The sequence below is a fragment of the Streptomonospora sp. PA3 genome (assembly GCF_009728995.1).
GTDB lineage: Bacteria > Actinomycetota > Actinomycetes > Streptosporangiales > Streptosporangiaceae > Streptomonospora.
Genome location: NZ_VTZW01000008.1, coordinates 490,537 through 516,455 on the forward strand (window position 1 = coordinate 490,537; position 25,919 = coordinate 516,455).

Sequence of the window (25,919 nt, forward strand, 5' to 3'; positions counted from 1 at the left end):
TTGGAGAGACCAACGTGAGTGCACAGGCGAGCGACCGGCTCGGAGTCGGAATCGTCGGCAGCGGATTCATCGCCGACTTCCACACGCGCGCGTTCCGCGGCGTGCGCGACGCCGACGTGACCGCGGTCTGCGGACGCACCGAGTCGGCGGTGCACCGGATCTGCGACCTCGCGCGCGAACAGCGCGTCGGCGACCCCGCCGCCTACGCCGACATCCGCGAGATGGTGCGCGACCCGGCCGTGGACGCGGTCTGGGTGACCACCCCCAACCACGTCCGGGTCGAGACCGTGCGCGCCATCACCGAGGAGGTCGCCTCGGGGCGCGCGTCGCTGCGCGGCATCGCGGTGGAGAAGCCGCTGGGCCGCACCGTCGCCGAGGCCGAGGAGGTCATCCGGCTGGTGAAGGACGCCGGCCTGCTGCACGGCTACCTGGAGAACCAGGTGTTCGCTCCGGGGGTGACGCGGGCCCACGACCTGGTGTGGTCGCGCGGCGCCCGTGCGGCGGGATCGCCCTACCTGGCCCGGTGCGCCGAGGAGCACAGCGGGCCCCACAACGGCTGGTTCTGGCAGGGCGACAAGCAGGGCGGCGGCGTCCTCAACGACATGATGTGCCACAGCGTCGAGGCCGGGCGCTACCTGCTGACCCCGCCGGGGGTTCCGGCCTCGGAGTGGCTGACGCCGGTGAGCGTGGACGCCACGATCGCCTGCCTGAAGTGGGCGCGGCCCGCCTACGCCGACGAGCTGGTGCGCCGCTACGGATCCGAGGTGGACTACCGCAGCCGGCCCGCGGAGGACTACGCGCGCTCGACCATCGTCTTCCGCAACGGCGACGGCGACGAGGTCGTGGCCGAGGGCACCACGTCCTGGAGCTACGTCGGCGCGGGGCTGCGGTTGAGCTTCGAGCTGCTGGGGCCGGAGTACGCCATGCAGGTCAACAGCCTCGACACCGAGGCGAAGGTGTTCCTCAGCCGGGAGATCGCCGGCCGCCCGGGCGAGGACCTGGTGGAGAAGCAGAACGCCGAGGGCGGGCTGATGCCGGTCCTGCCCGACGAGGCGGGCGCTTACGGCTACACCGAGGAGAACCGGCACATGGTCACCCGGTTCCTGGAGGGCCGCGCGCCCGACGAGGGCCTGGACGACGGCCTGCAGGTGACGCGGCTGCTCATGGCCGCCTACCTCTCGGCGCAGGAGGGCCGCCGCATCGACCTGGACGGCACCCAGGAGGCCGAGCGCCTGCGCGCCTTCGTCCCCCAGGTGGCCCAGGGCACCTGGCGCCCGGGAAGCTGACGGCCGCGGCAAACGAGGGCGGCCGCGACCGGCGCGGCCGCCCCGGCTCCTCCGGCCCGCGGAGAGGGCCTCAGGCGCAGATCCGATCGGCGATGTCGGCGGTGGCGGCGACAGGCACCGCGCCCCGCCGGGTCCTGGGCTCGCCTCCTGAGAGGGGGCCTCCGGCGCGCTATCCTGGGCCATCGCCGGAGCCTGCCGGCCGGAGGCCGGACCGGGGCAGCACAGAGCGGATCGAGCGCATGGGTACCGAGCACGAAAGCACCGCACCGAAGGAGCCGGAGGAGCGGCGGCTGCGCGCTGACGCGCGGCGCAACCGCGAGCGGGTGCTGCAGGTGGCCCAGGAGGTCTTCGCCGCCGAAGGGCTGTCGGTGCCCGTCCACGAGATCGCGCGCCGCGCGGGCGTGGGCACCGGTACCGTCAGCCGCCACTTCCCCACCAAGCAGGACCTGTTCCAGGCGATCCTGCTCAAGCGCCTGCGCCGGTACGTGCAGCGCGCCCGGGCGCTCATCGAAAGCGAGGAGCCCGGCGAGGCGTTCTTCGCCTACTTCGCCTTCGTGGTACAGGAAGGGGCGATGGACCGCGGGCTCAGCGACGCGCTGAGCGGCGCGGACTTCGACAAGGCCGCCATCGCCGCCGATCCCGATTACGACGTCGTCGGAGCGCTCAGCCGCCTGCTGGCCGGCGCCCAGGAGGCCGGAGCCGTACGCGCCGACCTGGAGACCGAGGACGTCATGGCGCTCCTGCTGGGCTGCCTCTCCCGGGCCTCCCATCCCGGCGACGACGGAGCCGCCAAGCGCCGCCTCGCCGAGGTCGCCTGCGCGGGCATGCGCCCGAGCGCCTGACAAGCCCTGTGTGCGTCCGCAGCACGCAGGGCCATCAAGGAACCCGCGGGCATTACGGCTGGGAGTCGCGGCCACGGGTGCGGTTCGCGTAGCGCGGCGCTTCGAGCAACCCGCCCCATTGCCGCAACCTTTGTGGCGCCCGGCCCGGAGTGGTTCGCGAAGGACTCCTCTCCCCGCCGCTCCCGATTCCCCCTTGCGGGGTACCTCCCGCTTTAGTAAGGTTCCTTTTCAACTACATAGGGTGACATTCGCGTGCATTTCAGTGATGTGCACGTCAGGCCCGCTCCGCGCCGGTCCGCGTCTTGGCGAGCGGATCGCTCCCCTATCGGAGCGGGCCGCCCCCTGCCCCCTGTCGACAAGGGCGCCGGCCGGCCCGTGTCACCCCGCTGCGGCCTCGCGGCCGCGCGCGGGCCTGCCGGTGCCCGGATCGGTTTGCCGATGAGTATCCGAACCCCCCGCCCGAACCGGCGCCGGCGCGGCCGCCTGCTGAGCGCGGCGGCCGTCGCCTGCGCCGCCGCCACGGCCGCGGCCGGGCTGTTCGCCCTGAACACCCCCGAGGGCGCCGGAACCGCCGCGGCCCGGCCCGCCGCGGCCCAGAACGCCGCCGCCGGGAACTCCGCCGCGGCCGCCAACGCGGCCACGCTGATCTGGCGCGACGAGTTCAACCGGCCCGCCGGCACCGCGCCGGACTCCGCGAAATGGAACGTCGAGGTCAACGGCGACGGCGGCGGCAACGGAGAGCTGCAGTACTACACCAACCGCCGCGACAACCTCGCCCACGACGGCAACGGCAACATGGTCATCACCGCCCGCAAGGGCAACCCCGGCGACTACCAGTGCCACTACGGCCGGTGCCAGTACACCTCGGGCCGGATGAACACCGCCGGCAAGTTCGAGCACGCCTACGGCCGGTTCGAGGCCCGCATCCAGATCCCCACCGGCCAGGGGATCTGGCCCGCGTTCTGGATGCTGGGCAACGACATCGGCCAGGTCGGCTGGCCCGCCTGCGGCGAGATCGACATCATGGAGAACATCGGCAGCAAGCCCGCCGACGTGCACGGGTCGCTGCACGGCCCCGGATACTCCGGCGGCAACCCCATCACCGGCTCCTACTACCACCCGCAGGGCTGGGCGTTCGCCGACACCTTCCACACCTTCGCGGTCGAGTGGAGCCCGCAGAGCATCACCTGGTTCGTCGACGGCGTGGCCTACCAGACCTTCACCCCCGCCGACACGCGCGGCAACCCCTGGGTCTACGACCACCCGTTCTTCATGATCCTGAACGTGGCCGTGGGCGGCTCCTGGCCCGGGGCCCCCGACGCCGGCACGCAGTTCCCCCAGCGGATGAAGATCGACTACGTCCGCGTCTACGACCTGGGCTGACCCCGGTCGCCGACGAGGGCCGGGGCGCGGCGCCGAGCGCACGCGCCCCGGCCCCGCCGCGTTTCCCGGGATTCAGCCCTGGGCGGGCAGGACGCGGCCGGAGACCTCGCCGAACCCGATCACGGCGCCGCCCGGCCCCGGCGCGGTCGCCGTGATGGCGGCGGTGTCGCCGTCCTGCAGGAACGTGCGGGTGCTGCCGTCGGGCAGCTCCAGCGGCTCGGCGCCGTTCCACGACAGCTCGATGAGCGAGCCGCGCTCGTCGGCGCCGGGGCCGCTGACGGTCCCCGACGCGTACATGTCGCCGGTGCGCAGCGATGCGCCGTTGACGGTCAGGTGCGCCAACTGCTGGGCCGGCGTCCAGTACATGGTCCTGAAGGGCGGCCGCGAGACGATGTGGCCGTTGATCCGCACCTCCAGCCGCAGGTCCAGCCCCCACGGCTCGCCTTCGGCGTCGCGCAGGTACTCCAGCGGCTCGGGGTCGCGCTCGGGCGGCTGCACCCGCGCGGCCTCCAGGGCGTCCAGCGGCACCACCCACGGCGAGACCGACGTGGCGAAGGACTTGCTCAGAAACGGGCCCAGCGGCGCGTTCTCCCAGGCCTGGAGGTCGCGCGCGGACCAGTCGTTGACGAGGAAGACGCCGAAGACGCGCTCGGCGAAGTCGGCCACCGCCACCCGGCCGCCCGGCGGCTTCGGCGGCCCCACGACGAACCCGACCTCGGCCTCGATGTCCAGCCGCGCCGACGGCCCGAACTCCGGCTCCTGCGCCGACGGCGGGCGGCGCTGGCCCATGGGCCGCACGACCTCGGTGCCGGAGACGACCACGGTCCCCGACCGGCCGTGGTAGCCGATGGGCAGGTGCTTCCAGTTGGGGGTCAGCGGCGGCTGGCCGGGCCGCAGTATGCGTCCGACGTTGGCCGCGTGGTGCTCGGAGGAGTAGAAGTCGACGTAATCGCCCACTTCGAAGGGCAGGTGCAGGCGCACCCCCGACCGCTCGACCAGGTGCGGGCGCAGCACGTCCTCGTAGGCGGGGTCGCTCAGCCATGCCGTCAGCGTCGAGCGCACCCGCCGCCAGGTCTGCGGTCCCGCCGCCATCAGCGGGTTGAGCACGGCCGCGTCGGCCGCCTCGGCGAAGGGCGCGTCGAGTGCGTAGGCGGCCGCCGCCAGGTCCAGCACCCACGGGCCCACGGCGACGCCGACGCGCGGCGGGCGGCCGTCGGCGGTGCTGAAGACGCCGTAGGGCAGGGCGGCCGGGCCGAAGGGGTCGTCGGCGGAGATGTCCAGCCAGGTCTGGGGAACGCGCACGGTAGCAGGATCCTCTCGGTCGAGGGGCACGGGGAGGCGGGCGGCGCCGCGCCCGGCGGGGCGGCCGGCGCGGCGGGGGAACGGAGGGTCATTCGAGCACGGCGGGCGAGAGCAGGCCGAGCGCGGCGAGGTCGCCCAGCGGTTCCAGCACACTGCAGGTGCCGAAGGAGGCGAACAGCGCGCGGACGGCGCGGGCCGCCTGGCCCGGCAGCGCGGCCGCCCGGGCGGCGAGCCGGGCGCCGTCGCGGTCCGCCAGCACGGCGGCGGCCTCCCGCACGTCCGCGCCCTGCTGCACGGCGTGGACCGCCAGCAGCACGTTGAGGAACCCGTGGTGCTCGAACCCGGTCTCGGCGCCGGTGTGGCGGACGGCGTTGTGCAGTCCCGCGGTGCACTTGAACCCCCGCCCGCGCTCGGCGGCCGCGCACAGGGCCGCGGCCAGCTCCGCCTCGCCGGGGAAGGCGTCGGCGCGCATGCCTCCGGTGCGCAGCTTGGCCCGGTAGGCGGTGCCGGCGAGCGCGTCCAGGCTCCGGCGCGGGTCTGCGCCGCGCGGCAGTTCGACGAATCCGGCCGCGCGCTCGGGCAGGTGTTGCTCCAGCGCTGCGGCGGCGCGCGCCACGCCCGCGGCGGCCTGCGCGCCGTCGTCGGCGGTACCGGCGGCGACCTCCACCGCGACGGGGTCGAGGCCGGGCAGGCGCGCCGCCTCCTCCAATGCCGGCCCCACACCGCCGGGGCCCGCGGGCACGGTCACCGACACCTCCAGCCGCGCGGCGCCGGCCTCGCGCAGCGCCTCCCCCAGGTCCGCCAGGCGGGCGGCCGCCACGACGAACGGGCCGGTCAGCGGCGCCTGCGGGCCCGACCGATAGCGCAGGTGCGCGACGACGGCCTCGTCCATCGGCGCCTCGCCCGGCGGGAACAGGGCGGCGTCGTCCAGCAGGGCGGCAAACAGCGGGGGCACGGCCGCCCCTGCCGCAGCGGAGGGCGCGCCCGGGGCGGGGCGCGCACCCCCGGCTCCGGGCGGCGGGGAGGGCGTCACGGCTGCCCCCTGCCGCCGGCCCACGTCCAGGCGTAACCCGGGTCCTCGGCGGCCTGCCCGCCCTCGCCCAGCTCCAGGGGGCGGAATGTGTCGACCATGACCGCCAGCTCGTGGAACTCCTGCACGCCCACGCTGGCCTCGTAGGCGCCGGGCTGGGGGCCGTGGGAGTGCCCGCCCGGGTGCAGCGACACCGAGCCCGGCCCGATCCCCGAGCCCTTGCGCGCCTCGTAGTCGCCGCCGCAGTAGAACATGACCTCGTCGGAGTCGACGTTGGAGTGGTAGTAGGGCACCGGGATCGACAGCGGGTGGTAGTCGACCTTGCGGGGCACGAAGTTGCAGATCACGAAGTTGTGCCCCTCGAAGACCTGGTGCACCGGCGGCGGCTGGTGCACGCGCCCGGTTATCGGCTGGAAGTTCGCCACGTTGAAGGCGTACGGGTAGAGGCAGCCGTCCCAGCCCACCACGTCGAAGGGGTGGGCCGGATAGGTGTAGCGGGTGCCCGCCACGCCGCCGGGGCCGCTGCCGCGGTGCTTGATCAGCACGTCGACGCCGCTGCCCTCGGCCAGCAGCGGCCCCTGCGGCCCGCGCAGGTCGCGCTCGCAGTAGGGGGCGTGCTCCAGGAACTGGCCGAAGCGGGAGAGGTAGCGCTTGGGCGGGCTGATGTGGCTGTTGGCCTCGATCGCATAGGCGCGCAGCGGCTCGCCGCCCTCGGGCACCCACCGGTGGGTGGTGGCGCGCGGCACGATCACGTAGTCGCCCTCGCCGACCTGGAGCGCCCCGAACACGGTCTCCACGGTTGCGCGGCCCGACTCCACGTACACGCACTCGTCGCCGATGGCGTTGCGGTACAGCTCCGAGGGCTGCCCGGCGACCACGTAGCCGATGCGCACGTCGTCGTTGCCCAGGATCAGGCGGCGCCCGGTGACGGCGTCGGCGGACTTCCACTCCTCGCCGAAGAGGCTGTGCAGCTTCAGGTGGCGCGGGATGAGCGGTGCGTTGGGCGTGCGGGTCTGGTCGGGCACCTGCCAGGGGCGGGCGTCGGCGATCGCCGAAGGGATGTTGCGGTGGTAGAGCAGGGAGGAGTCCGAGGAGAACCCCTCCTCGCCCATCAGCTCCTCGTAGTAGAGGCCGCCCTCGGGTGTGCGGTGCTGGGTGTGCCGCGTGGGCGGGACCTCACCCACCTGTCGGTAGTACGCCACCGTCCTGCTCCTTTCCTGGTTGCGGGATGTACCCGGCGGCGGGTGCGGCGCCGCCCAGGCAGGTCTCGACGGCCGCGGCGACGGCCGCCGGGTCGTCCTCGCCGAGGACCGCGGCGATGTGGGCGTCTGGCCGCAGCAGCCACACCTCGCCCGGACGGGCGTCCAGCGCCGCGGCCAGCGCGCCGGCGGTGTCGGCCCGCTCCAGTACGAGCGCGGTGACGGGGGCGCGGGTGGCGCGCTGCGCGGCGGCGCGGGCGTTCTCGGCACCGCGGGCGGTGGAGGCGATCAGCGTGACCCCCTCGCGCGCGAGGGCGCGCAGCCGGGTGGTCTCGGGCCGCCCTTCCACGCGGACGGGGACGTCGGGCACGAGCACGCCCGGGCAGGGCACCGGCGGCTCGCCGCGCGGCGGGCGGCCGGGGAAGGGGCGGCCCGGGCAGGGGGTGGTCAGCGCCGAGTCGGTGTAGTAGAACGCCTCGAACAGCCGGCCGGAGTCGACCTGGGCCGCGGCGGCCGGATCGGACAGGGCGCTCTGCAGCACGCGGGTGCGGTGGGCGTGCTCGCTGTCGGTGTGGGGCACCAGGAAGCGCATGGTGGCGCTGGTGATCTCGGCGTTGTCGTGCGCGGCGGCCAGCCGCTCCGGCGAGTAGGTCGCGACCAGCTCCGGCCCGGCCCACCCCTTGGCGGTGAAGGCGATCTTCCACGCCGCGTTCTCTGCGTCGTGCACCCCGGAGTTGAGGCCGCGGGCGCCGAAGGGCGCCACCAGGTGCGCGCAGTCGCCCGCCAGCAGCACCCGACCGGCGCCCATGGTCTCGGCCACGCGGGTGTGGAAGCGGTAGACCGAGCACCACACGATCTCGTAGGGGCGCTCGCCGATGATCTGGCGGATGCGCCGGTCCAGGCCGCCGCGGGCCTGCTCGCGCTCCAGGTCGAAGTCGGGCGGCACCTGCCAGTCGATGCGGTAGACCGAGTCGGGGCAGGGGTGGATGAGGATCTGGCGGCCCGGGTTCCACTCGGGGTCGAAGTAGAACCGCCGCTCGCGCTCCCAGCCGGGCAGGTCGGCTCGGATGTCGCAGATGAGGAACCGGTCGGCGAAGCTGTCGCCGGGGAATCCCGAGCCCACCGCCTCGCGCGCCACCTGCCCGTGCGCACCCAGGCACGCCACCGCGTAGGAGCCGCGCAGCTCGACGGGGCCCGCGGGGGTCGCGCAGCGCACCCGCACCCCCGAGGCGTCCTGGTCGATGGCGGTGACCTCGTGGTTCCAGCGCACGCCCAGTCCGGCGGCGGCCATGCGCTCGTCGAGGATGTGCTCGGTGCGCGACTGGGAGAGGTTGACGAACGGCGGCAGCGGCGAGGCGCCGCGGTCGCGCAGCCGGACGCTGAACAGCTCGCGGTCGCGGTAGAAGGTGCGCGCGGTGTCCCAGGTCAGCCCCTCCTCGGCGATCGCGCCGGCGCCCAGGTGCGCCCAGACGTCGAGGACGTCGCGCTGCTGGCAGATGGCCTTGGATCCGACGGCGTCGCGCCGGGGCCGGGCGTCGACGACGGTCACCGGCAGGCCCCAGCGCGCCAGCAGCAGCGCGGCGGTCTGGCCCACGGGGCCGGCGCCCAGCACCAGCACGGGATCCATGGCCGCATCGGCGCCGGAGTCGGCGGGTGCCGCAGGGGGCGGGACGGGTGGGGTCGGCATGGCGCCTCCGTTCGCTCGCGTCGGGGCCGGGTCCTCAGCCCTGCAGCCGGTCCCAGACCTCGCGGTCGCGTTCGGCGGTCCAGACGACGGGGCGCTCGATCCCCGACAGCTCGTCCCACAGCCGCGAGACGTCGAAGGGCAGGCAGTGCTCGAAGATGGGCCAGTGGCCGTAGCCGTCGACGAGGGAGGCGTGGGCGGCGGCGAACGCCTCCTTGAGGGTGCCGCCGCGCGCGTGCACGGCGCCGACCTCGTCGATCATCGTCTGCAGGAAGTCGCGGGTCTGGGCGATCGCGGCCTCGACCGCCGGGCGGCCGTGCGTCACGGGGCCGCGCCCGCCGATGAGGGCTTCGGCGCCGAGCGCGGCGACGCCGTCGAGGGTGGGGCCGGCCCAGTCGCGGTGGAAGGCGTCGCCGGTGTAGAGCGCCGCCTCGGCCTCGACCAGGTCGCCGGCGAAGAGGATGCGGTGCTTGGGCAGCCAGGCGACGATGTCGCCCTCGGTGTGTCCGCGGCCCAGGTACTGCAGCACCAGCTGCCCGCGGTCGCCGCCGAGCTCGATGACGGCGCGGTCGGAGAAGGTGAGGGTGGGCCAGGTCAGGCCGGGCACCGAGTCGGGGTCCTTGGCCAGGCGCGGCATGCGGCCGAACTCGCTGGCCCAGTCGGCCTCGCCGCGTTCGGCGATGAGGTCGCGGGTCTTCTCGTGGGCCACGATGACGTCGGCGCCGAAGGCGCTGGCGCCCAGCACCCGCACGGCGTGGTAGTGGGAGAGCACCAGGTAGCGCACGGGCTTGTCGGTGTGCTCGCGCAGCCGCGCCAGCCATTCGCGGGCGGCGGTGGGCGTGGCGAGGGCCTCGAAGCAGACCAGGAAGTCCTCGCCCTCGATCGCGCCGATGTTGGGGTCGCCCTCGGCGGTCAGCGCGTAGACGCCGTCGGCGAGCACCTCCAGGGTCTGCTGCTTCTCGCCGAGGTCGGCCGAGGACGCGAAGGGTTTGGCTGCCATCGGGTGTCTCCTTGTGCGGTTGCGGCGGCGGTGCGGTCGGCGTGGTCGCGGCGGTGGCGGGCGGGCCCGGGCGGGTGCGCACGGTCCGATTGGAGCCGATCGGACACCGGCGGAGGCGGCGGCGCGCCGGGGCACCCGGACCGGCGGGCGGCCCCGCGCACGCACCCCGGTGTGGGATGGACCACCGCTTCTCCTCTAGGGTGATCGCGATCACTGCATTGGTAAAGCATGGGAAACTTGGGAGACAGATTGGCGGAACTTATAAGCCCTCCGCGGTTCTCCCTGCGCCAGCTCGCCTACTTCGTGGCCATCGCCGAGGCCGGCACGATCAGCGAGGCCGCCCAGCGGCTGCACATCTCCCAGCCGGCGGTGTCGCTGGCGCTCAACGACCTGGAGCGCGCGCTGAAGGTGCAGCTGTGCGTGCGGCGCAAGTCCCACGGCATCACGCTCACCCCCACCGGGACCCAGGTGCTGCACCGCGCCCGGCAGCTGCTGCGCCAGGCCGAGGACCTGGAGGGCGAGGCCGGCGCCGCCACCGGCTCGCTGACCGGGGTGCTGTCGCTGGGGTGCTATGTGACCCTGGCCCCCACGCTGCTGCCGCCGCTGCTGCAGGGGTTCTCCGCGCTGCACCCGGAGCTGACCGTGGACTTCGCCGAAGACACCCAGGACGTGCTCCAGCGGCGGCTGCTCAGCGGCGAACTGGACCTGGCGGTCATCTACAGCATGGACGTGCTACCGGAGATCGAGCGCGCCGAACTGTTCACCGTGCGCCCGCACATCCTGCTGCCCGCCGGCCATCCGCTGGCCGACCGCCCCGCCGTGTCGCTGCACGAGGTGGCCGAGGAGCCCATGGTGCTGCTGGACGCCGCGCCCAGCTCCCACCACGCGCTCGGGCTCCTGCACGGCTTCGGGGTGGTGCCGCGCGTGCGGTACCGGCCCAGCAGCTATGAGGTCGCCCGCGCGCTGGTGGGGCGCGGGATGGGCTACTCGGTCCTGGTGCAGCGCCCCGCCAACGACCGCACCTACGAGGGGTACCGCGTGGCCGTCAAGGAGATCGCCGAGCCGGTGCGCGCCGAGGCGGTGCTGCTGGCCTGGCCGCGCGCGGTGCGGCTGAACCGCCGCGCCGAGGAGTTCCTGCGCTTCTGCCGCGCCGCCGCCCTGCCCGCCGGAGCCCGGTCCGATCCCTCCGACGCGTAGCCGGCCGCCGCCGCGGTTAGCGGGGCGATGAGGGCGATCGCACCGCTGCGCGCGTCCGTCCCAGGTCCGCACAACGTCGGGGAAGTGGGAAAATCCCCTGGGGGCGTCTGCCGCCCGAGCCCCGTCCACGCCGTATGTCCCGCACGAGGAGTCCCGCCATGGCCACACCCGCCACCGACGCCGCGCCCGGCTTCGCCGAACTGCCGCTGCGTGAGGAGCTTCTCGACGCGCTCGCCCGGCTGGGCTACGAGGAGCCCACCCCCATCCAGCGCGAGGCCATCCCGCACCTGGTCGAGGGGCGCGACCTGCTCGGCCAGGCGGCCACGGGCACCGGCAAGACCGCCGCCTTCGCGCTGCCGATCCTGCAGCGCATGGCCGAGCAGGGCGAGCAGCCCGAGGGCTCGACCCCGATGGCCCTGGTGCTGGTGCCCACCCGCGAGCTGGCCGTCCAGGTCTGCGAGGCCGTGCACCGCTACGGCCGCGATCTGGGCGTGCGCGTGCTGCCCGTCTACGGCGGGCAGCCCATCGGCCGCCAGATCCGCAGCCTGGAGCGCGGCGTCGACGTGGTCGTGGCCACCCCCGGGCGGGCGCTGGACCACCTGGGACGGGGCACGCTCGACCTGGCCGGGTTGACAATGACGGTGCTGGACGAGGCCGACGAGATGTTCGACATGGGCTTCGCCGAGGACATCGAGGCGATCCTGGAGGAGATCCCCGACGACTGCCAGACCGTGCTGTTCTCGGCGACCATGCCCCCGCGCATCGAGCGGATGGCCAGCGGCAACCTCACCGACCCGGTGCGCATCCAGATCGCCCGCGAGACCCGCGACGTGGACGAGGCGCCGCTGGTGCGCCAGACCGCCTACGTCGTGCCCCGCGCGCACAAGCCCGCCGCCATCGGGCGGCTGCTGGACGTGGAGTCGCCCACGGCCGCCATCGTCTTCTGCCGCACCCGCGAGGAGGTCGACCAGCTCACCGAGGCGCTCAACGGGCGCGGCCACCGCGCCGAGGCGCTGCACGGCGGGATGAGCCAGGAGCAGCGCGACCGCACGCTGGGGCGGCTGCGCAGCGGCACCACCGACCTGGTCGTGGCCACCGACGTCGCCGCCCGCGGCCTGGACATCGAGCACCTCTCGCACGTGGTCAACTACAACGTCCCCTCGGCGCCGGACTCCTACGTGCACCGCATCGGACGGGTGGGCCGCGCGGGGCGCGAGGGGGTCGCCATCACGCTGGTGGAGCCGCGCGAGCACCGCATGCTCAAGAGCATCCGGCGGGCCACCGACTACACGATCACGGTCGAGAAGATCCCCACCATCGCCGACATCCGGGCGCGGCGCCTGGAGCTGACCAGCGCGGCGCTGCGCGAGTCGCTGCTCGACGACGACGCCGAGGACGACCGCGAGCACTTCCGGGTGGTGGTCGAGACGCTGGCCGACGAGTTCGACGTGATGGAGGTGGCGCTGGCGGCGGTCAAGCTCGCCCACGAGGCCTCCGGCGCGGTCGAGGACGAGGAGGAGATCCCCGAGGTCAGCATCAAGCCGGAGCAGAAGGACAAGGGGCGCGCCCGCGGCGACGGCGGCAAGCGCCCCCAGCGGGGCGAGCGCGACGGTCAGCAGCGCGGCGGGCGCAGGACCGCCGGAGGCATGACGAGGCTGTTCATCGGCGCGGGCCGCGGCGCGAAGGTGCGGCCGCAGGACCTGGTGGGCGCGATCACCGGCGAGTCGGAGCTGCGCGGCCGCGACATCGGCCACATCGAGATCGCCGAGCGGTTCTCGCTGGTCGAGGTGCCCGAGGCGGCCGCCGACGACGTCATCTCGGCGCTGAAGAACACCACCATCAAGGGCCGCAAGGCGGCCGTGCGCCGCGACGCCAAGGACGTCGGGTAGGCGGCCGGCGAGGACGGGCCCGGATCCGACGCGCGGCCTGCCGGCGGTTCCGTCCCCCGCCGACAGGCCCCACCACAAGCCCGGCCGCCCGTTCCCGGCCGGACGGTGACGACTGTGCCACGGGGGTGAGACATTCCCCGCCGGTCTTCGGGGCCCGGCAGGTCGGGCGGCCGGGCGGGGTGCGGCAGGGGGCCTGGGCCGCGGTGCGCGAGTCACCGCGAGGCGCAGCCGTCGCCGCGGCTTCGGTGGCGGTTTTTCACGCGTTCCGGCCAATCCCTCTGGCCGCAGCCGTCCGGGCCGCGACGACCGGACAACACGGTCCGGTAGCGGCTCGCTTACGCGCACGTCACTTCGCGGCGCATACGGTGAAGGTGATGACTACCAACTCTGAGGACGACCGGGGCGCGACGACGGCTGCTCCTGAGCAGTCCGCGGCTCCGGGACCCGACCTCGCCGAACCCGAACACGGCCCCACCGAGGGCGAATACCACGCGCACGACGACGGCGCCGGCTCCGATGAACAGGCGCACGGCCTCGCACCCGCACCGGGCGGGATCGTCTCCGCCGAGACCTTCTCCATCATCGGCCTGATGCTCATCGGCGGACTGCTGGCGGGCGTGCGGTTCACCGAGATCGTGCCGAGCCTCATGGCCCAGAGCCAGGAGGGCATGATCGGCGGGATGATGATCGCCGAGGGCGCGGTCGCACTCCTGGCCGTGGCGTCCGGGCTGGTCAGCCTGGCGCTCGCCGACTCCGCCACCCGGCCCTGGGCGCGGTGGGCGGCCTCCGCGACCGTCGCCGTGGGTGCCCTGCTGGTCCTGGTCTCGGGTGGAGCCTACTTCCAGGTGCCCGAACCGCAGCCGCAGCCGCCCATGATGCCGGGCGGCTGACCCGACCGCGTCGGCCGCAGCCGCGGTCGGCGACCGGAGGTCGGCGGCACCGGCGACCATGCGAGGCCATCGCCGATCCGGTCGGCCGTGTCCTCCGGATACGCCCGCGCAGGTGGGCGCGGCGGTACTGCTGCGCCCAACGGCGGAGGGCGCAGCGCCGTCCGCTCACCGCAGAGGTATGTCGACGCCGTGCTCGCTCTCGGGCCGCGGCCCGAAGATCCGCCGGTCGCCTTCGGTGATGGCGACGTCGTTGATGCTCGCCTCCCGGCGCCGCATCAGGCCGTTGTCGTCGAACTCCCAGAGTTCGTTGCCGTAGCTGCGCCACCACTGGCCGGCGGCGTCGTGGCACTCGTACTGGAAGCGGACGGCGATGCGGTTGCCGTGGAAGCTCCACAGGCTCTTGCGCAGCGCATAGTCCAGCTCCCGCTCCCATTTGGCGGTCAGAAACGCCACGATCTCCTCGCGCCCGGCGATGAAGCGGTCGCGGTTCCGCCAGACCGAGTCGGGCGTATAGGCCAGGGCGACGCGCTCGGGGTCGCGGGTGTTCCATGCGTCCTCGGCGGCCTGGACCTTGCGCAGCGCGGCCTGCTCGTCGAACGGCGGGCAAGGCGGTCGGGACTCGGGCATGGCAGCCTCCCACGGTGGAGAACGGGCGTTCTCGACAAGTGGGGCTACGCTAGAGAACGGTCGTTCTCGATGTCAAGGAGTCCCCGATGCCGGCCCCGATCAGCGCGGAGCAGCACCGTCAGGACCGCGATGTCCTGCTGGACGCCGCGGAGTCGCTCTTCTACGAGCGGGGCGTGCGGGCGGTCGGGATGGACGAGATCCGTTCGACCACCGGTCTGCCGCTGAAGCGGATCTACTCCTTGTTCGCAACCAAGGAGGACCTCGTCGTCGCGATGCTGCGGCGGCGCGACCGGCGGTGGCGGGGCAGCCTGACCGAGTATGTGGAACGGTTCGACGACCCGCGCGCCAGGGTCCTGGCGGTCTTCGACTGGCTCGGCCGGTGGTTCGCCCAACCGGGATTCCGCGGCTGCGCCTGGATCAACGCCTACGGGGAACTGGGCTCGTCCTCTCCCGCGGTTCTCGACGAGGTCCGCTCGCACAAGCGGGCCTTCCACGACCAGATCGCGGGATGGGTGGCCGCGACCGGGAGTCCGGCGGTCGAGCCGGTGTTCCTCCTCGCCGAGGGGGCTGTCGTGACCGCCGGCATCACCGGGGACACCGCCCCGGCCCGGGAAGCGCGCGCCGCGGTCGAAGACCTCCTCGGTTGAGCCTCCGGCGGCCGCCCCGGCAGGGCCCGGTCAGCGGGCGGGGCCGGCTCCGATCCCGGCGGGCTCGGCTGGCGCCTCGGCCGGCTGCGGGTGCTGCCCGGATGCGGTGTGCGGCGGGCGGGCGCGGTCGAGGTAGCCGGCCGCGAGGGCGATGGACACGCCGACGAAGGCCATCGCCGCCCCGGCCAGGGCGGGCGCGGTGTAGCCGAAGCCCGCGCCGATGACGGCGCCGCCGATCCAGGCCCCGATGGCGTTGGCGAGGTTGAACGCGGCGTGGTTGGACGCCGAGGTCAGAGTGGGTGCGCGCGCGGCCTTGGCCATCAGGAAGACCTGGATGACCGTGCAGGTCGCGAAGGTGGCCACGCCCAGCGCGACGACGCCGATCGCCGCGGTCCAGGGGTTGCGCGCCGCGAAGGAGAACAGCAGCAGCACCAGCGCCAGGGACGCCAGCGTCCCGTAGACCGAGGGGCGCAGGGCGCGGTCGGCGATCCGGCCGCCGATCAGCGAGCCCGCCGTCATGCCGATCCCGAACAGGGCCAGCACGCCCGTCACGCCCGCCTCGGAGTAGCCCGCCAGCTCCTTCATCGTGGGCGCGATGTAGGTGTAGACCGCGAACACCCCGGAGCAGCCGAGCACCACCGTCAGCAGGCCGAGGACGACCTGCCGGTTGGCCAGCCCGGCCAGTTCGTGGCGCAGGCGCACCCCCTGGGGCTTGGGCAGCTTGGGCACGCAGAACGCGATCCCCGCCATGGCCGCGACCCCGATGAGGGCGACGACGCCGAAGGTCGCGCGCCAGCCCAGCTCCTGGCCGAGCCAGGTGCCCACGGGCACGCCGACGACGTTGGCGATGGTCAGGCCGAGGAACACGCGGGCGACGTTGCGCGCCCGCCGCCCCGGTTCGGCGAGCTGCGCGGCGGCCACGGCCGCGGCGCCGAAGTAGGCGCCGTGCGGCAGCCCGGTGAGCACCCGGAATCCGAGTACCGCGCCGAACTCCGGGGCGAGGGCCGCGAGCAGGTTGCCGACGGCGAAGACGCCCATGAACAGCACCAGGGCGGTGCGGCGCGGCAGCCGGGTGCTGACGATCGTGAGCAGCGGGGCGCCGACGACGACGCCGATGGCGTAGCCGGCGATGAGGTTGCCGGCCGCCGAGACCGACACGTCCAGGTCCGCGGAGACCTCGGGCAGCAGGCCCATGATGACGAACTCGGTGGTGCCGAAGCCGAAGGCTCCGAGGGCCATGGCGAGCAGGGCGAGACGCATGGGTGGGCTAAGCCTTTCGCTGGCGTCGGGTTCGCGCGGCTGTGGCGCCGCCGGCTGGAGGTGGGGTGTGCGGGGGCGGTGCTGGTCGGATGCACGTGGACGGCGGGCCGGGACGGCCGGCGGTGCGGGCCCGCACCGCGCCCCGACTCCGCATACGGCGGGTCATCCCACGTCCGTGTTCCAGACAACCACGCCGACCTAGCACGTGCCAACAGCGACGGCGAAGAGATTCGCCCAGGCGGCGATGATGTCGGTCACGGGCCCGCCGAGCGCACGCGCAACCTGCCATGCGAAGCCGCGCCACCGGCGGCAGGCCGTCGACGCAAAGGCGCACCGCCGCTCGGCGGCAAGCCGGCACACAGCGCTACGCGCAATCCAGCCCCATCGCCGCAACCACCTACGGTGACCGACCACTCAAACTGCACGTCGGCGTGTTCAACAACAACAGCGGCGCCGCTTCCCAGGAACCCACCGAGCACCACCCACGACAGCCACCACCGAGGCTGCGGCAATGGGCGCGCCCCGCGAAGCGCGGGCGCAGCTTGCCGCCGAGCGCACGCGCAACCTGCCATGCGAAGCCGCGCCACCGGCGGCAGGCCGTCGACGCAAAGGCGCACCGCCGCTCGGCGGCAAGCCGGCACACAGCGCTACGCGCAATCCAGCCCCATCGCCGCAACCACCTGCGGTGACCGACCACAAAAACCGGACATCGGCGTGTTCAACAACAACAGCGGCGCCGCTTCCCAGGAACCCACCGATGCGATACGTGCCGTCCGCGGCCGGCCCTCCTGGGCCGACCGAACAGGACGGGAATAGCCCGCGCCGCAGCACGATTGGTGCCGAGTATGACGACCGACACCGCATTCAGCCCGCACGACCTGCTCGCCGAGAGCCGCCTCGGCGTCCTGGCGACGATCAAGGCCGACGGCCGGCCCCAGCTGTCCCCGGTCACGCCCTTCTACGACCGGCCCGGCGGCCTCCTCTACGTCTCGACGACCGAAGGCCGCGCCAAGACCGCGAACCTGCGCCGCGACCCGCGCGCCGCGCTGGAGGTGACCAGCGCCGACGGCCGGGCGTGGGCCACCGCCGAGGGGACGGTGCGGCTGGTCGGCCCCGGCACCGATCCCCGGGGCCCCGAGGTGGAGGCGCTGGTCGAGTACTACCGCCGGGCCGCCGGCGAGCACCCGGACTGGGAGGAGTACCGCTCGGTCATGGTCGCCGACCGCAGGGTGCTCGTCGAGATGGCGGTCGAGAACGTCTACGGCGAGCGCATCGGCTGACGGCCGCGGCCCGCCACAGCATCCGCGCACAGGGGCGCGCTACTCCCCCGCCCGCGCCGGGCCGGACGTCCCCCGCACCGTCAGGGTCGGGGTGATGACGAACTCCTTGGCGCGGGCGCGTCCTTCGTCGAGGCGTTCGATCACCGCCTGCACGGCCAGCTCGGCGAGCTGGGCGGGGTCCTGGCGCACCGAGGTCAGATCCAGGAACGACAGATGGGCCAGCCTGCTGTCGTCGTAGCCGATCACCGACACGTCGTCGGGCACGCGCACGCCGGCGCGCACGAAGACGTCGAGCAGCCCGCGGGCGCAGCGGTCGTTGGCGGTGACCACCGCGGTGGGCAGCGGGCCGCCGGCAAGCAGCTCGCGCGCGGCGCGGGCGCCCGACTCCTCGGTGAACGCGCCGGGCAGCTCCCGGGCGTGAGCGGCGAGCCCGTGCCGGCGCATCGCGTCGCGGTAGCCGCGCCGGCGCTCCTCGGCCTCCAGCGCCGCGCCGCCGTCGACGTGCACGATGTCGCGGTGTCCCAGGTCGGCGAGGTAGCCGATCGCCCGGCTCATGCCCGGCGCCTCGGCGGTGCGCACCAGGTCGGCGCCCGGCACCGGGGCGCTGCGGCTCACCTGGACGACGGGGACCTGCTCGGCGGCCTTCTCCAGTTCGGGTGAGGCGCCGGAGGAGGGGCCGGTGAGGATCAGCGCCTCGCTGCGCAGCCCGAGCAGCTCCTCGATCGCCTGCCGCTCCTCGCGGCAGGGGACGTCGGCGCTGAGGGTGATGCCGTAGCCGACGTCCTGGGCGCAGGCGTAGAGGCCCTCGACGAGTTCCACGTTGTGCGGCTGGTCCATGTCGAACAGCACGCCGATCCGCCGGCTGCGGGAGCGGCGCAGCAGCTGCGCGGCGGTGTGCGGCCGGTAGCCGAGCTCCTCGGCCGCCGCGCGCACGCGGCGCCGCGTCTCGTCGCTGGGGCCGGCCGCATCGCGCATGACCAGCGACACCAGCTGCCGGGATACGCCCACCCGGGCGGCGACGTCGCCCATAGTGGGGCGCCGGTTGGGTTCGGCGGCCCCTCCTGGGCTCTGCTGGTCCGGCACCCTACCTCTTCTCCGGCCGTCCGCGGTCGGGGCCCGCATCGGGCGGGACGGCCGCCGTCCGGGGATCGGGACCCCGAGCTTAGCACGTTAAAACCATCACATCCGGCGAGTCGCAGAGCCGGCGCCGCCCGGACACCCCGGGTGCCGCGCCGGTGGGATGAAGGCGCCGCATCAGGGGGCGCGCACGGCGAGGAGGACGACGTCGTCCTCGGAGGAGTCGGACATCTGGGAGAGCAGGCCGTCGCAGAGGTCCGCCGGCGGCTCCCCCGCGAACAGGGCGGCCTGCTGGCGCAGGCGGACCATACCGCGGTCGACGTCCTCGCCGCGGCGCTCCACCAGGCCGTCGGTGTAGAGCAGCAGCGTGGCTCCGGAAGGCAGTTTCGCACGGGCGTCGTCGCGCTCCCAGTCGACGCCGACGCCCAGCAGGACGTCCTCCCCGTGCGGCAGGAACCGGGTGGTCCCCTCCGCGGTGATCAGCAGCGGCGGGAAGTGCCCTGCGTTGGCCCAGTGGAACACGAGCGGGCCGCCGGCGGAGTCTCGTTCGAGACGGCCGTAGACGGCGGTGGCCGTGTGCGCCGAGAAGTACTCCAGCAGCCCGTCGAGGCGGCGCATGATCGCGCTCGGCGGCTCCTGGTGCTCCCAGGCCAGCGTGCGCAGCATGCTCTGCAGCTTGGACATCTGCACGGCGGCGCTCAGGTCGTGCCCGCTGACGTCGCCGACGGTGAGGGTCACCGCGCCGTCGGGCAGTATGAAGGCGTCGTACCAGTCGCCGCCGACCTCGACGCCCTCCTGGGCGGGCGCATACCTGGCGGCGAGCTGGACGTGCTCCAGGAACGGCAGGTCGGGCAGCAGGGCGCGCTGGAAGTTCTGCGCGGCGTCGCGCTGGGCGGAGTAGAGCCGGGCGTTGTCCAGGGCCAGCCCGGCGCGATGTGCCAGGTCCTCCAGCAGGACCAGTTCGTCGTCGGTCACGGGGCGGTCCCGGGTGGTCCGCACCAGTACCAGCCCGCCCAGCACGCGCCTGCGCGCTCGCAGTGGGACCAGGATCTCGGTGCAGGTGCCCAGGGCCTCGGTCAGCTCCCGGTGGGCGCGGCCGAGGGCGCTGGTGGCCTCGGAGGTCTCGGTGAACACCAGCGGCCCTTCTCCGGCCAGCATCCGTTCGAGCGGGGTCGAGGCAAGTGGGTCGGGGTCGGGCAGCGTCCCCAGAAGGGAGGTCGGCGCCTCCACGTTCGGATCGCGGTGCACCACGGCCACTCGCCGTACGTGCTCGCTCACGTAGTTGGCCACGCACCAGTCGGCCAGCGCGGGCACCATCAGCCGGGCGAGCCGGTGCAGCACGTCCTCGGGGTCCAGACTGCTCCCGAGCACCGTGCCCGCCTCGGCCAGCAACCGCAGCCCCGAAAGGGACCGCTCGACATCCTCGTCCCGGTCGGATTCCGCGGCCCGCCGCGCATCGTCGCTCATCGGCAGCCACCTCCTTGACGCAAAGGACTAACCGGCCATCGGGAGAGCGAACCCCCAGACACTGCGTTGCGGCCCCACCGTCAGCGGATGGGGCCCCGCCCCGGGTGAACCGCCCCGTCGAGCATGCGCGATGCGGCGTTGGAGGCGCTGGAGGCTCTGCTGTGATGCCGGTCAGCGGCCTTGCAGCGCCTCGGTGAGGCGGGATCCCAGGCCCGCCAGGTCGGCGTCGGCGAGTTCGCCCTCCGACTCGCGCAGGAGCCTGTTCAGTTCGGTGTGGAGCACGCTGCTGTAGCGGGCGTAGTAGGGGCTGGTGGGGCGGTGGTGGGCGTTGCCGACCTCCGCCAGCAGGAGGCGGGAGTACTCCTCGCCGCGGCGGCTCTCCACGGTGGGGGCGGCGGGGGCGTTCTCCGGGGTCAGGGCCTCGGGGCACTCCCCCGCGACCGGGCCGGTGTAGGCCGCCTCCAGCACGGGCGGGTAGCCGCCGCAGTAGAAGAGGCGGCGCTGCTGGTCGGCGGAGGTCAGGTGGGCGATGAGGTCCCAGGCGGCCTCGGGGTGCTCCGACCGGCTGCTGACCGCGAGGCTCTGCCCGCCCAGCACGCTCTCGCTGGGCAGCGGCGCCACCCCGAACTCGATGACCTCCGAGCCCTCGCCCGCGTCGGCCGCGGCGCCCGCCTCCTCCGGTTCGGAGGCGGGGGCGCCGGCGCCCGCGGGCTCCACGGCCGGGTCGCGGGCGAGCTGGTCGTACCAGCCCGGCCAGCTGCGCATGGCCACCACCTCGCCGTCGACGAAGTGGCGGAAGCTGTCGTACTCGGTGGCGCCGTCGGCCAGCACGCCCGGGTGCACGGTGCCGTCGGCCAGCGCGCCGGCCATCAGGTCGACCGCGGCGCGTCCGGAGCCGCCGGAGAACTCCACCGGCGGCTCGTCGTCGCCGCCGCTGCCGCGCATGCCGTAGGTGATCTCCAGCGCGTTGACGGTGAGCCCTTCGTAAGGGGCGAACTGGGCGCTGTAGCCGTAGTCGACGTCCTCGGCGCGGGCGGTCTCGCTCAGCAGCGCCAGCGCGTCGGCCCAACCGCCGACCAGCTCTTCCTCCTCCAGCAGGTCCGCGCGGTAGTAGAGCAGTCCGACGTCGGCGATGAAGGGCTTGGCCCAGCGCGTGCCGTCGTAGGTGACCGCCTCGGCGGAGGGGGCCAGCACGCCGTCCATGCCCGCCGCGTCGGGCAGCGGCTCGATCCAGCCGTTGCTCGCGAACTCGGCCGTCCACTGGTTGTCGATGTTGAGGATGTCGTAGGAGAAGCCGTCGGTCCGGCTCCAGCGCAGCAGCTCCGCGCGCACCAGGTCGGCGCCGCCGGAGATCTCGATGAGCTCGGCGCGCACCTCGCCGTCCTCCCGCGTGGCGTTCCACTCGTCGACCAACTGCTGGTACAGGCCGGCGCCCGTGACGTCCTCGCCGGTGACCAGGGTGATGGTCTCGGTCTCGGCGCCCAGCCCGTCGGTGGCCAGCAGGGCGGCGACCAGAGCGAGCGCGGCGGTGATCGCGGTCGCGACGGCGACGCGCTCCTTGCGGCCCTCCAGGCGGAGCAGGCGCGTCAGCCGGTCGGCGGATCCGGCGGAGGCGGAAGCGGCATCGGAGCCGGTGACGGTGACGGAACCGCTCCCGCCCGCGCCGTTGCCTCTGCTGTCGTTGCGCTCGCCGCCGTCCCGGTTCCCGCTGGCCTGTGGCTGACCGCCGCCTTCCTGCCGCCCGCCGCTCCCCTGCGCCGCGGTTTCCGCCCGCGGTGCGGCGGCCGCCGGCGCGTCGCCGTCCGGCGGCCCGGCGTTCTCCGCACGCCCGCCGTCCTCGGCCGGCGGCTCCCCTCGTGCAGCCATCACGCCCTCCGCGCCTCGTCCAGCAGCCCCACGGCCGCCTCGCCCGGCTTGTCCAGCTCGGCCGGCACGCACTCGATGCGGTCGTGCTCGGTCAGCTCGGGAATGCCGCCGACCTCGCAGGGGTCCGAACGGCCCCACCGGCGGGTCTCGTCGCCCACGGCCAGCACCCGCACCCGCACGTCGGTCCCGTCCAGCCGCCGCCGCATCTCCGCGATGCCCAGCCCTCCGTCCGCGGGTTCGCCCACTCCGTCGGTGACCACCACGAGCACGGGGGCGGGCGGCGGCCGGTCGCCGCCCGCCGCCTCCGCGCCCTGCGACCACTCCTGCAGCGCATCGGCGCCGTCGGCGATGACCGAGCGCAGCGGCGTGGACTCCTTGACCGGAGCGAGGCCCGCCAGCGCATCGGCGAACCGGTCGCCGTCGCCGCCCGACCGGTCCAGCTCCACGACGGCGGCGGCGTCGGCGGCCGAGGGAGCCGACCCCTTGGGGAACGCCCAGAGCCCCAGCGCGTCCTCGGTCCCCACCGCCGCCGCCAGCTCGGCCGCCTCGTCGACGGCGGTGGCGAACTTGCGGTGCGGGATGTCCATCGAGGTCGAGGTGTCGAGCGCGAGCAGCACCGTGCCGCCCTGGGCCCGGGTGTAGAGCTCGGTCACGGCCGCGGCCTTCGCGCTCCACACGCCCGGTTCGCCCAGGGCGTTGGGGATGGTCTCGGGCGCGTCGTCCAGGCGCGCGGCGACGCGGCCGTTGCCCTGGTCGTCGCGGTAGCCCTGGTAGACGCCGATCGGCGTGGGCCGCGAGTCGTCGTTGCGGAACAGCGGGGTGAAGGCGTCGGGGGAGTCGCGCAGTCCGGTGAGGAAGTCCGCGAAGCGGTCCACCTCGCCGTCGACCGCGGCGGACTCGGTGACCGGCCGGGTCGCTCCCCCGTCCACGGTCGCGCTCACACCCGAGATCCGCACGAAGGGGTGGTCCAGCACCGGCAGCTCGGGCGAGTACAGGGCGGCGATCTCGTCGCGGGCGTCCTCCTCGCCGGGGCAGGTGGTGCGCCAACGACCGGCGACGAACGTCTCGTAGACGGCCGCCTCGGTGGTCAGCGCGGCGACGGGGACGCCCTCGCCGGCGCTGCGGGCGACCTCGCAGACGAGGTCTCCCCCGCTCTGCGCGGCGGCGCCCAGCTCCAGCTCGGCCTCGACCCGGGCGGCCCGGGCCTCGTCGACGACCTCGCCGTTCTGGGTGATGGCGCCCCGGCTGTGGTACAGGAAGGCGGTGTGCAGCATCGAGGAGACGGAGTCGCGGGGGTCGGTGCGGACCACGCGGACTCCCCGGCCGAACTCCTCGCGCAGGCGGGCGTAGGGGTCGTCCATCTCCACCTCGTCGGCGTCGCCCCCGGTGAGCCGTTCGGCCATACCGCTGGGCAGCGCGAGGACGAGCGGTGTCAGGCGGGTCCACTCCCCCACCTCGATGTCGGTTACCTGCATGACGGGGGGCCGGGATGTGTCGCCGGTCTGCGCGCCCGCCGCGTCCGCCGAGCCGGAGCCGCCGCCCGCGCTCGGCGGCTCGGGCGGCGCCGAGACGGTGGACGCCGCCTGCTGCCCCTGCTCCGCCAGGGCGTCCTCCACCAGCAGGGCCTCGGCCGTGGAACCGGGGATCCACACGTGCGGCAGCGGCCCCAGGCCGGTGTCCCAGGCGCCCACCAGCGCGTCGCGCATGCGCTGGCCGTCGGCGACGGCGTAGACGACCATCCGGACCGAGCGGCAGTCGCGCCCGAGCCCGTCGGAGTCCTCGGCGCGCTTGTGGGCGAACGCGGCAGCGGCGGCCTCGACCGCGGGCTCTCCGTCGGGGGTGGTGGCGACGACGACCTCGGCGGGCGGGTCGCAGGGAGCGGCGAAGGTCTGGAACGCGATGCCGGCCAGGAGAACGAGGGCGAGGGAGGAGGCGAGCCCGTACCGCAGCCGCTTCTGCAGCTTCGACGTCTCCTCCCTGACGCGGAACCTCCGAATGTAGGCGCGCAGCCGCTGCCACGGCGTGCCTGTAGGAGGAGTTTCCGACGCACGAGTGCGCAACTTTTTGGCGGCCGGGGTCGGTGTACCGGCCAGGGCCCACGCCCACAGGCCAGACAGCAGCCACACGAGGAACACCCCGGCGCCTACTCCCGTCAGCAGTGGCGCGTACTCCGTGGAACCGTCGGCATGGAGGTCGAGCAGCCCGCCGCCGAGGAGGACCAGGGTGAAGACGGCCACTTCATGGACCACCGTGTAGACGCGTTTCAGGAGCTTTTCCAGGCTCCCCAGGAGCGTCCCGTCGCTTGTCCCGTCTGGCCCGGGAGCCGACATGCTTCCGCCCTCCTGCCCCGCCTCGGACATCCGCGCGGGTTACGGACACCGCAGTGCAACCGCGTGGACCGAAATATACGGGGTGGCAGGGACGAACTCGAAAGCGGAATGGCATCAATGGCCGGAAACGGCCGCATTCATGCAGGTCTACCCACACCCGGCCACAGGAATGCCATGAATCAGACGACGGGGAACGCAGAACGGTATCCACCGTTCTCCGCATCTCTATTATCAGCAGCCCCGCGAAACGATCATCGGACGGTCCTATCGGTTCGCGAAGCATGGATGATCGTTTTCCGCTCGAACACGCCGCCATCGGAATTCTCCGCCGCTCCGAACGCGGGGCCGTACCCGCCCCTGCCGGGCGCCGGCTATGAGCGCCGATGGCGCCCGCGCGAGCCCGCGCGCCCGTAGCGCCGTCTGGCCGCTCCGCAGACCCCGGCGCCTGCGACTCCGGCGGTGAGGACGATGACGACGAGGATGACGAGCCGCACCTGCACGGCGCCGGCCAGGAAGGAAGGCCGAATCGGCTCATCGGGGCCGGCGGCGGGCTTCGGGTCGGTCATGGTGATCCTCCTTAAGCGAGACTGAGCCGTTCAGCGAGCGGCGGTCCGGCGGGGAGCGCACGTGCGATCGGCCGCTCCACTCCGCCGGAACGACAGAGATGCACGCGCAAACGCCGCATGATTCTGCACGTGCATATGCGCGTGAAGTTGGATCCTACCGACACATCACCGCGAAAGCCATAAGAACCGCGTGACCGCTGAAAAGGATCAAGGAACCGCGCGGCAGCAGCAGGCAGGTGCCGGCTATACGGGACGACCGCGACCGCGGCGAACTCCCCGGTCGGCACCGGTAGGCACGTGCGGTGCAGGCGACGGCCCCACCGGGATCGGCGACCTGCGCCCGGCGACCGCCCCGCCCCTATCCCTCGCGCAGCGCCAGCCCCTCGAAAGCCAGGCGCGTCACCGCGTCGGCGATCGCGGCGGCGTCGTAGCGGCCCTCGGGGCGGTACCACTCGACCAGCGAATTGACCATGCCGAACAGCAGGCGGCTGGTCAGCTCGGGCGGGATGTCCGCGCGCAGGGAGCCCTCGTCGGCCGCGGCGCGCACCAGGTCGGCCAGCTTGGCGTCGATCTCGCGGCGGCGGCGCAGGGCGTCGAGCTCGACGTCGCTGTTGCCGTGGACGCGCAGCAGCAGCGTCACCGCCGGCAGGTGGTCCACCAGCACCTGCACGGCCTGGCGCACCGCCGACTCCAGGCGCTCATAGGCCGTCTCGCTCGACCCGTTCTCACTGGCCACGGCCGTGTCGATGACCTCGGTCAGCGCGTCCAGCGCCTCGCTGAGCGCGGCCTGCAGCAGATAGGACTTGCTCGGGAAGTGGTGGTAGATGGCCGACTTGGTCAGCCCCAGCTCCCGGGCGAGGTCGCCCACGCTCGTGCCGTCGTAACCGCGGCGGTTGAAGAGGTCGATGGCGCACCGGAGCACCGTCTCCTGGTCGTATCCGGGCCGCCCGCGGCGCGGCGCCTCGCTGGTCGGCGAAGGGCGTGGCATGGCCCCAGAATCCCACATCGGCTCGACCGGAAGCACCGCAGGTCCGAGCGGTCGCACCGCACGGTCCGGTCCCTCCGGACGGTGGGGCCGGACCGGCGGTCCCGGCAGG

Annotated in this window: 21 protein-coding genes; 8 read left to right on the forward strand and 13 right to left on the reverse strand. The window is 73.9% G+C overall.

Annotation, left to right across the window (positions count from 1 at the left end; translation table 11 throughout):
• Positions 1–14 precede the first annotated feature (14 nt).
• The 3 genes from FZ103_RS08045 to FZ103_RS08055 all read left to right on the forward strand — a co-directional run bounded on the left by FZ103_RS08045 (position 15) and on the right by FZ103_RS08055 (position 3,511).
• The gene (locus tag FZ103_RS08045) at positions 15–1,286 is read left to right on the forward strand and encodes a Gfo/Idh/MocA family protein (RefSeq protein ID WP_186355983.1); all 1,272 of its coding nucleotides are present in this window, start codon (positions 15–17) and stop codon (positions 1,284–1,286) included.
• A 239-nt stretch (positions 1,287–1,525) separates the two neighbouring features.
• Positions 1,526–2,128 (forward strand): TetR/AcrR family transcriptional regulator, encoded by a 603-nt coding sequence (locus FZ103_RS08050; RefSeq protein ID WP_186355984.1) that lies wholly within the window; start codon positions 1,526–1,528, stop codon positions 2,126–2,128.
• Between the two features lie 438 nt (positions 2,129–2,566).
• A complete protein-coding gene (locus FZ103_RS08055) occupies positions 2,567–3,511 on the forward strand; it encodes a family 16 glycosylhydrolase (RefSeq protein ID WP_155999958.1) in 945 nt (314 codons plus the stop codon).
• Positions 3,512–3,583: 72 nt separating this feature from the next.
• Here the strand turns inward: FZ103_RS08055 and fahA are convergent, their stop codons facing one another.
• The 5 genes from fahA to FZ103_RS08080 all read right to left on the reverse strand — a co-directional run bounded on the left by fahA (position 3,584) and on the right by FZ103_RS08080 (position 9,726).
• Positions 3,584–4,813 carry a fumarylacetoacetase gene (gene fahA, locus FZ103_RS08060; RefSeq protein ID WP_186355985.1) on the reverse strand — a complete coding sequence of 410 codons (1,230 nt, stop codon included), beginning with the start codon at positions 4,811–4,813 and terminating at the stop codon, positions 3,584–3,586.
• 88 nt (positions 4,814–4,901) lie between these two features.
• The gene (locus tag FZ103_RS08065) at positions 4,902–5,768 is read right to left on the reverse strand and encodes a hypothetical protein (RefSeq protein WP_186355986.1); all 867 of its coding nucleotides are present in this window, start codon (positions 5,766–5,768) and stop codon (positions 4,902–4,904) included.
• Positions 5,769–5,842: 74 nt separating this feature from the next.
• A complete protein-coding gene (locus FZ103_RS08070; protein ID WP_186355987.1) occupies positions 5,843–7,045 on the reverse strand; it encodes a cupin domain-containing protein in 1,203 nt (400 codons plus the stop codon).
• The gene (locus tag FZ103_RS08075; RefSeq protein ID WP_155999959.1) at positions 7,020–8,729 is read right to left on the reverse strand and encodes an FAD-dependent monooxygenase; all 1,710 of its coding nucleotides are present in this window, start codon (positions 8,727–8,729) and stop codon (positions 7,020–7,022) included. Before FZ103_RS08075 ends, FZ103_RS08070 begins: the two co-directional genes overlap by 26 nt.
• A 34-nt stretch (positions 8,730–8,763) precedes the next feature.
• Positions 8,764–9,726, reverse strand: a complete 963-nt coding sequence (locus FZ103_RS08080; protein ID WP_155999960.1) for an MBL fold metallo-hydrolase — start codon at positions 9,724–9,726, stop codon at positions 8,764–8,766.
• Between the two features lie 237 nt (positions 9,727–9,963).
• Here FZ103_RS08080 and FZ103_RS08085 point away from each other — a divergent pair, with 237 nt between their 5' ends.
• The 3 genes from FZ103_RS08085 (at position 9,964) to FZ103_RS08095 (ending at position 13,702) form a co-directional block, all read left to right on the forward strand.
• Positions 9,964–10,923 carry a LysR family transcriptional regulator gene (locus FZ103_RS08085; RefSeq protein ID WP_255429806.1) on the forward strand — a complete coding sequence of 320 codons (960 nt, stop codon included), beginning with the start codon at positions 9,964–9,966 and terminating at the stop codon, positions 10,921–10,923.
• A 158-nt stretch (positions 10,924–11,081) separates the two neighbouring features.
• Positions 11,082–12,812, forward strand: coding sequence for a DEAD/DEAH box helicase (locus FZ103_RS08090; RefSeq protein WP_222936584.1), 1,731 nt, complete (start codon positions 11,082–11,084; stop codon positions 12,810–12,812).
• A gap of 374 nt (positions 12,813–13,186) precedes the next feature.
• Entirely contained in the window at positions 13,187–13,702 is a 516-nt protein-coding gene (locus FZ103_RS08095; RefSeq protein ID WP_155999962.1) for a hypothetical protein, read from the forward strand.
• A 165-nt stretch (positions 13,703–13,867) separates the two neighbouring features.
• Here FZ103_RS08095 and FZ103_RS08100 read toward each other — a convergent pair whose 3' ends face one another.
• Complete coding sequence (locus FZ103_RS08100) at positions 13,868–14,329, reverse strand: nuclear transport factor 2 family protein (RefSeq protein WP_155999963.1); 462 nt, start codon at positions 14,327–14,329, stop codon at positions 13,868–13,870.
• Between the two features lie 86 nt (positions 14,330–14,415).
• Here FZ103_RS08100 and FZ103_RS08105 point away from each other — a divergent pair, with 86 nt between their 5' ends.
• Entirely contained in the window at positions 14,416–14,976 is a 561-nt protein-coding gene (locus FZ103_RS08105; protein ID WP_155999964.1) for a TetR/AcrR family transcriptional regulator, read from the forward strand.
• A 30-nt stretch (positions 14,977–15,006) separates the two neighbouring features.
• On the opposite strand, the gene FZ103_RS08110 is transcribed toward FZ103_RS08105, so the two are convergent.
• Positions 15,007–16,236 carry an MFS transporter gene (locus FZ103_RS08110; RefSeq protein WP_155999965.1) on the reverse strand — a complete coding sequence of 410 codons (1,230 nt, stop codon included), beginning with the start codon at positions 16,234–16,236 and terminating at the stop codon, positions 15,007–15,009.
• Between the two features lie 845 nt (positions 16,237–17,081).
• On the opposite strand from FZ103_RS08110, the gene FZ103_RS08115 reads away from it, so the two are divergent.
• Positions 17,082–17,516: a PPOX class F420-dependent oxidoreductase gene (locus FZ103_RS08115; RefSeq protein ID WP_155999966.1), complete on the forward strand. Its 435-nt coding sequence runs from the start codon at positions 17,082–17,084 to the stop codon at positions 17,514–17,516.
• Positions 17,517–17,555: 39 nt separating this feature from the next.
• Here the strand turns inward: FZ103_RS08115 and FZ103_RS08120 are convergent, their stop codons facing one another.
• The 6 genes from FZ103_RS08120 to FZ103_RS08145 form a co-directional block, all read right to left on the reverse strand.
• Positions 17,556–18,599, reverse strand: coding sequence for a LacI family DNA-binding transcriptional regulator (locus FZ103_RS08120; RefSeq protein WP_343233433.1), 1,044 nt, complete (start codon positions 18,597–18,599; stop codon positions 17,556–17,558).
• 171 nt (positions 18,600–18,770) lie between these two features.
• Positions 18,771–20,060 carry a PP2C family protein-serine/threonine phosphatase gene (locus tag FZ103_RS08125; protein WP_155999967.1) on the reverse strand — a complete coding sequence of 430 codons (1,290 nt, stop codon included), beginning with the start codon at positions 20,058–20,060 and terminating at the stop codon, positions 18,771–18,773.
• 171 nt (positions 20,061–20,231) lie between these two features.
• The gene (locus tag FZ103_RS08130; RefSeq protein WP_155999968.1) at positions 20,232–21,926 is read right to left on the reverse strand and encodes an extracellular solute-binding protein; all 1,695 of its coding nucleotides are present in this window, start codon (positions 21,924–21,926) and stop codon (positions 20,232–20,234) included.
• Positions 21,926–24,256, reverse strand: a complete 2,331-nt coding sequence (locus FZ103_RS08135) for a hypothetical protein (protein ID WP_155999969.1) — start codon at positions 24,254–24,256, stop codon at positions 21,926–21,928. The genes FZ103_RS08130 and FZ103_RS08135 overlap by 1 nt, the downstream gene beginning before the upstream one ends.
• 371 nt (positions 24,257–24,627) lie before the next feature.
• Positions 24,628–24,822, reverse strand: a complete 195-nt coding sequence (locus tag FZ103_RS08140; protein WP_155999970.1) for a hypothetical protein — start codon at positions 24,820–24,822, stop codon at positions 24,628–24,630.
• A gap of 358 nt (positions 24,823–25,180) precedes the next feature.
• Entirely contained in the window at positions 25,181–25,810 is a 630-nt protein-coding gene (locus FZ103_RS08145; protein WP_155999971.1) for a TetR/AcrR family transcriptional regulator, read from the reverse strand.
• Positions 25,811–25,919: the final 109 nt, after the last annotated feature.